General features: G+C 67.7%; 3 protein-coding genes. All 3 read left to right on the top strand.

The window, feature by feature from the left end; translation table 11 throughout:
- The first annotated feature begins 320 nt into the window (after positions 1 to 320).
- Complete coding sequence (locus WDC87_RS21670) at positions 321 to 974, top strand: TetR family transcriptional regulator (RefSeq protein WP_061477903.1); 654 nt, start codon at positions 321 to 323, stop codon at positions 972 to 974.
- Between the two features lie 39 nt (positions 975 to 1013).
- Positions 1014 to 3386: a 3-hydroxyacyl-CoA dehydrogenase/enoyl-CoA hydratase family protein gene (locus tag WDC87_RS21675; RefSeq protein WP_088496169.1), complete on the top strand. Its 2373-nt coding sequence runs from the start codon at positions 1014 to 1016 to the stop codon at positions 3384 to 3386.
- Between the two features lie 69 nt (positions 3387 to 3455).
- Complete coding sequence (locus WDC87_RS21680; protein ID WP_005409292.1) at positions 3456 to 4664, top strand: acetyl-CoA C-acyltransferase; 1209 nt, start codon at positions 3456 to 3458, stop codon at positions 4662 to 4664.
- The last annotated feature ends 191 nt before the right edge of the window (positions 4665 to 4855 follow it).

Consider the following 4855-nt stretch of genomic DNA (forward strand, 5'->3'; position numbering starts at 1 on the left):
CCCCCCCCCCCCCCCCCCCCCCCCCCCCCCCCCCCCCCCCCCCCCCCCCCCCCCCCCCCCCCCCCCCCCCCCCCCCCCCCCCCCCCCCCCCCCCCCCCCCCCCCCCCCCCCCCCCCCCCCCCCCCCAAAGACCACCCCCCCAGCCGGCAACCCATTTTGGGGGGTGGCGGGGGGGGCGCGCCTCTACAGGTTCAGATCCACCCATTCACCCACCTGAGTGAAATCTGACCGGCCCGGGCAATTTTGCTGCACTGCAAAATGCCATACGCTACCGTCTGGTCCTAGTATCAAACAATCGTTTGATTAAGGTCCGCCCGCCGATGGCCAAACCCGCTCACTTCTCGACCAAGGACCGGATCCTCGGCGCGGCCGAGGAGCTGTTCGCCCAGCACGGCTTCGCCGGCACCTCGCTGCGCCAGGTGACCAGCCAGGCCGATGTCAACATCGCGGCGGTCAACTACCACTTCGGCTCCAAGGAAAACCTGGTCAACGAGGTGTTCCGCCGCCGCATGGACGAGATGACCGGCGCCCGCCTGTCTCAGCTCGAACGCGCCCGCGCCGAGCACCCTGGCGAACTGCGCCCGGTGCTGGCCGCCTTCGTCGAGCCGGCCCTGGCGCTGGCCCAGGACCGCCAGAACGGCGGCGCCTTCGTGCGCGTGATCGCCCGCGCCTATGCCGAGAAGAACGACAACCTGCGCAAGTTCCTGTCCGACCACTACGGCCACGTGCTGCGTGCATTCGGCAAGGCCATCGGCGAATGCGTGCCCGGCCTGAGCAAGGAAGAGTTGTACTGGCGCCTGGACTTCCTGGCCGGTTCGCTCACCTATGCCATGGCCGACTTCGGGCTGATCAAGCGTCCCGCCGGTGTCACCGAAGCGGCGCATCGTGCCCATGCCGCCCACGAACTGATCCATTTCGCCGAAGCCGGGTTCCGCGCCGCCGCACGCGCCAGCGCCCTGCCCGCTTCCGTTTGATTCCACCCAGTAACTGCTGACCAACAAAGGCCCTACACCATGTCCAATTCCCTGCTAGTCCGCCGCGCCGCCGTGCTGGGTGCCGGCGTCATGGGTGCCCAGATCGCCGCCCACCTCACCAACGCCGGCGTCGACACCGTGCTGTTCGACCTGCCTGCGAAGGAAGGTCCGGCCGACGGCATCGTGCTGAAGGCGATCGCCAACCTGGGCAAGCTGAGTCCCGCGCCGCTGGCCAGCAAGTCGCTTGCCGAAGCCATCACCCCGGCAAACTACGAGTCCGGCCTGGAGCAGCTGAAGGACTGCGACCTGATCATCGAGGCCATCGCCGAGCGCATGGACTGGAAGCAGGACCTGTACAAGAAGATCGCCCCGTTCGTGGCCGACCACGCGGTGCTGGCCTCCAACACCTCGGGCCTGGGCATCAACAAGCTCGCCGACGTGCTGCCCGAGCAGCTGCGCCACCGCTTCTGCGGCGTGCACTTCTTCAATCCGCCGCGCTACATGCACCTGGCCGAGCTGATCCCGGCCACCACCACCGATGCCGCCGTGCTGGAAGGCCTGGAAGCTTTCCTGGTCACCACCCTGGGCAAGGGCGTGGTGTACGCCAAGGACACCCCGAACTTCATCGGCAACCGCATCGGCGTGTTCTCGATCCTGTCGACCATCCACCATACCCAGCAGTTCGGCCTGGGCTTCGACGAAGTGGACGGCCTGACCGGCCCCCTGGTCGGCCGCCCGAAGTCGGCCACCTACCGCACCTCGGACGTGGTCGGCCTGGACACCATGGCGCACGTCATCAAGACCATGGGCGACACCCTTCCGAATGACCCGTGGCATGAATTCTTCAAGTCGCCGAAGTGGCTGGACGCGCTGATTGCCAAGGGCGCGCTGGGCCAGAAGACCGGCGCCGGCATCTTCCGCAAGGTCGGCAAGGACATCGTCGTGCTGGACCTGGAGAAGCAGGACTACCGCCCGGCCGACCGCACCGCCGCCCCGGAAGTGGTCGAGATCCTGAAGATCAAGAACCCGGCCGAGAAGTTCGCCAAGCTGCGGGAAAGCCAGCACCCGCAGGCGCAGTTCCTGTGGGCGACCTTCCGCGACCTGTTCCACTACAGCGCCTACCACCTGGCCGACATCGCCGAGACCGCGCGCGACGTCGACCTGGCCATCCGCTGGGGCTACGGCTGGTCGCTGGGCCCGTTCGAAACCTGGCAGGCCGCCGGCTGGAAGCAGGTCGCGCAGTGGATCGCCGATGACATCGTGGCCGGCAAGAGCATGAGCAACGCACCGCTGCCGGACTGGGTGTTCGATGGCCGCGATGGCGTGCACGCCGCCGAGGGCAGCTACAGCCCGTCGCGCAACGCCAAGCTGCCGCGTTCGTCGCTGCCGGTGTACCAGCGCCAGCGCTTCCCGGATCCGCTGCTGGGCGAGAAGTTCGCGCCGGGCGAGACCGTGTTCGAGAACGACGGCCTGCGCATGTGGCACGACGGTGACGGCATCGCCGTGGTCAGCTTCAAGACCAAGATGAACACCGTGTCCGACCAGGTGCTGGATGGCCTGCAGGAATGCGTCAGCCGCGCCGAGAAGGACTTCCAGGGCCTGGTGATCTGGCAGCAGAAGGAACCCTTCTCCGCCGGTGCCGACCTGGCCGGTGCACTGGGCCTGCTGCAGGCCGGCAAGGTCGACCAGTTCGAAGAGATGGTCGCCAACTTCCAGCGCACCAGCCAGCGCATCAAGTACTCGCTGGTGCCGGTGGTGGCCGCCGTGCGCGGCCTGGCCTTGGGTGGTGGCTGCGAGTTCCAGATGCACAGCGCCAAGACCGTGGCCTTCCTGGAAAGCTACATCGGCCTGGTCGAAGCCGGTGTCGGCCTGCTGCCGGCCGGTGGCGGCCTGAAGGAACTGGCGGTGCGCGCCTCGCAGGCTGCGGGCCCGGGTGGCGACGTGTTCGCCGAACTGAAGAAGACCTTCGAGACCGTGGCGATGGCCAAGGTGTCCAACTCGGCGGTCAACGCCAAGGAGCTGGGCCTGCTGCGCAGCACCGACAAGGTGGTGTTCAACAGCTACGAGGCCCTGCACATCGCCAAGGCCGAAGCACGCGCCCTGGCCGAAGCCGGCTACCGTCCGCCGCTGCCGGCACGCCGCATCCAGGTCGCCGGGGACGTGGGTATCGCCACCTTCAAGATGATGCTGGTCAACATGCTGGAAGGCCGCTTCATCAGCCCGTACGACTACGAGATCGCCGAGCGCATCGCCACCGTGCTGTGCGGCGGCAAGGTCGATCGCGGCACCCTGGTCGACGAAGAGTGGCTGCTGACCCTGGAGCGCAAGCACTTCGTCGAACTGGCCCAGCAGGAAAAGACCCAGGCCCGCATCGCGCACATGCTCAAGACCGGCAAGCCGCTGCGGAACTGACGGAAGACATCGGTAGTGCCGGCCGCTGGCCGGCAACCTCTTCCAACCCCTATTCAAGAGATCACTGCAATGACCAAGCAAATCCAGGACGCCTACATCGTCGCCGCCACCCGTACCCCGGTTGGCAAGGCGCCCAAGGGCATGTTCCGCAACACCCGCCCCGACGACATGCTTGCGCACGTGCTGCGCAGCGTCGTCGCCCAGGCCCCGGGCGTGGACGTCAACCGCATCGATGACGCCATCATCGGCTGCGCCATGCCGGAAGCCGAGCAGGGCATGAACGTGGCGCGCATCGGCGTGCTGCTGGCCGGCCTGCCGAACACCATCGCCGCACAGACCGTGAACCGCTTCTGCTCCTCTGGCCTGCAGGCCGTGGCGCAGGCCGCCGACGCGATCCGCCTGGGCAACGCCGACCTGATGCTGGCCGGCGGCACCGAGTCGATGTCGATGGTGCCGATGATGGGCAACAAGATCGCCATGGCACCGAGCGTGTTCGACAACGACCACGTCGCCATCGCCTACGGCATGGGCATCACCGCCGAGAAGGTGGCCGAAGAGTGGAAGGTCTCGCGCGAAGACCAGGACGCGTTCGCCCTGGCCTCGCACCAGAAGGCCATGGCGGCGATCCAGAACGGCGAGTTCAAGGACGAAATCAGCCCGTACGAGATCGTCTCGCACCTGCCGGACCTGGCCGATGGCCAGCGCATCATCACCCGCAACAAGATCGCCGACACCGACGAGGGCCCGCGCCCGGATTCCTCCGCTGAAGGCCTGGCCAAGCTGCGCCCGGTGTTCCGCAACGGCCAGTTCGGCGGCACCGTCACCGCCGGCAACTCGTCGCAGATGAGCGATGGCGCCGGTGCCGTGCTGCTGGCCTCGGAGCAGGCGATCAAGGATTACGGCCTGACCCCGCTGGCGCGTTTCGTCAGCTTCTCGGTGGCCGGCGTGCGCCCGGAAGTGATGGGCATCGGCCCAATCGCCGCGATCCCGAAGGCCCTGAAGCAGGCCGGCCTGACCCAGGACCAGCTGGACTGGATTGAACTGAACGAAGCCTTCGCCGCGCAGTCGCTGGCAGTGATCCGCGATTGCGGCCTGGACCCGAGCAAGGTCAACCCGCTGGGCGGCGCGATCGCCCTGGGCCATCCGCTGGGCGCGACCGGCGCGATCCGTACCGCGACCCTGCTGCACGGCCTGCGTCGTCGCCAGCAGAAGTACGGCATGGTGACGATGTGCATCGGCACCGGCATGGGTGCGGCGGGTATTTTCGAGGCGCTGTAAGGTTCAAGGCGTTGCCTCGTTGGGCTTCATGGCGTGGGTCGGGTTTTCGGGGGGGGCCCGGCAACCCCCCGTACCACACCAATGGGCGTCGCTTCGGCCCAACAATTGCCCCACCCTCCCCGGCCGCCCACGACAACCCGCCCATAGACCACCCCCCCCCCCCGCGGCGCCCTTAACAAAAACCAGGTGAA

Origin of the sequence: Stenotrophomonas maltophilia group sp. Smal12 (assembly GCF_037079935.1) — a bacterium.
Taxonomy (GTDB): Bacteria; Pseudomonadota; Gammaproteobacteria; order Xanthomonadales; family Xanthomonadaceae; genus Stenotrophomonas; species Stenotrophomonas sepilia.

Bases quoted from the DNA above. Each gene is read 5' to 3' on its own strand.
- WDC87_RS21670 (WP_061477903.1), top strand. From the start codon at position 321: ATGGCCAAACCCGCTCACTTCTCGACCAAGGACCGGATCCTCGGCGCG.
- WDC87_RS21675 (WP_088496169.1), top strand. From the start codon at position 1,014: ATGTCCAATTCCCTGCTAGTCCGCCGCGCCGCCGTGCTGGGTGCCGGC.
- WDC87_RS21680 (WP_005409292.1), top strand. From the start codon at position 3,456: ATGACCAAGCAAATCCAGGACGCCTACATCGTCGCCGCCACCCGTACC.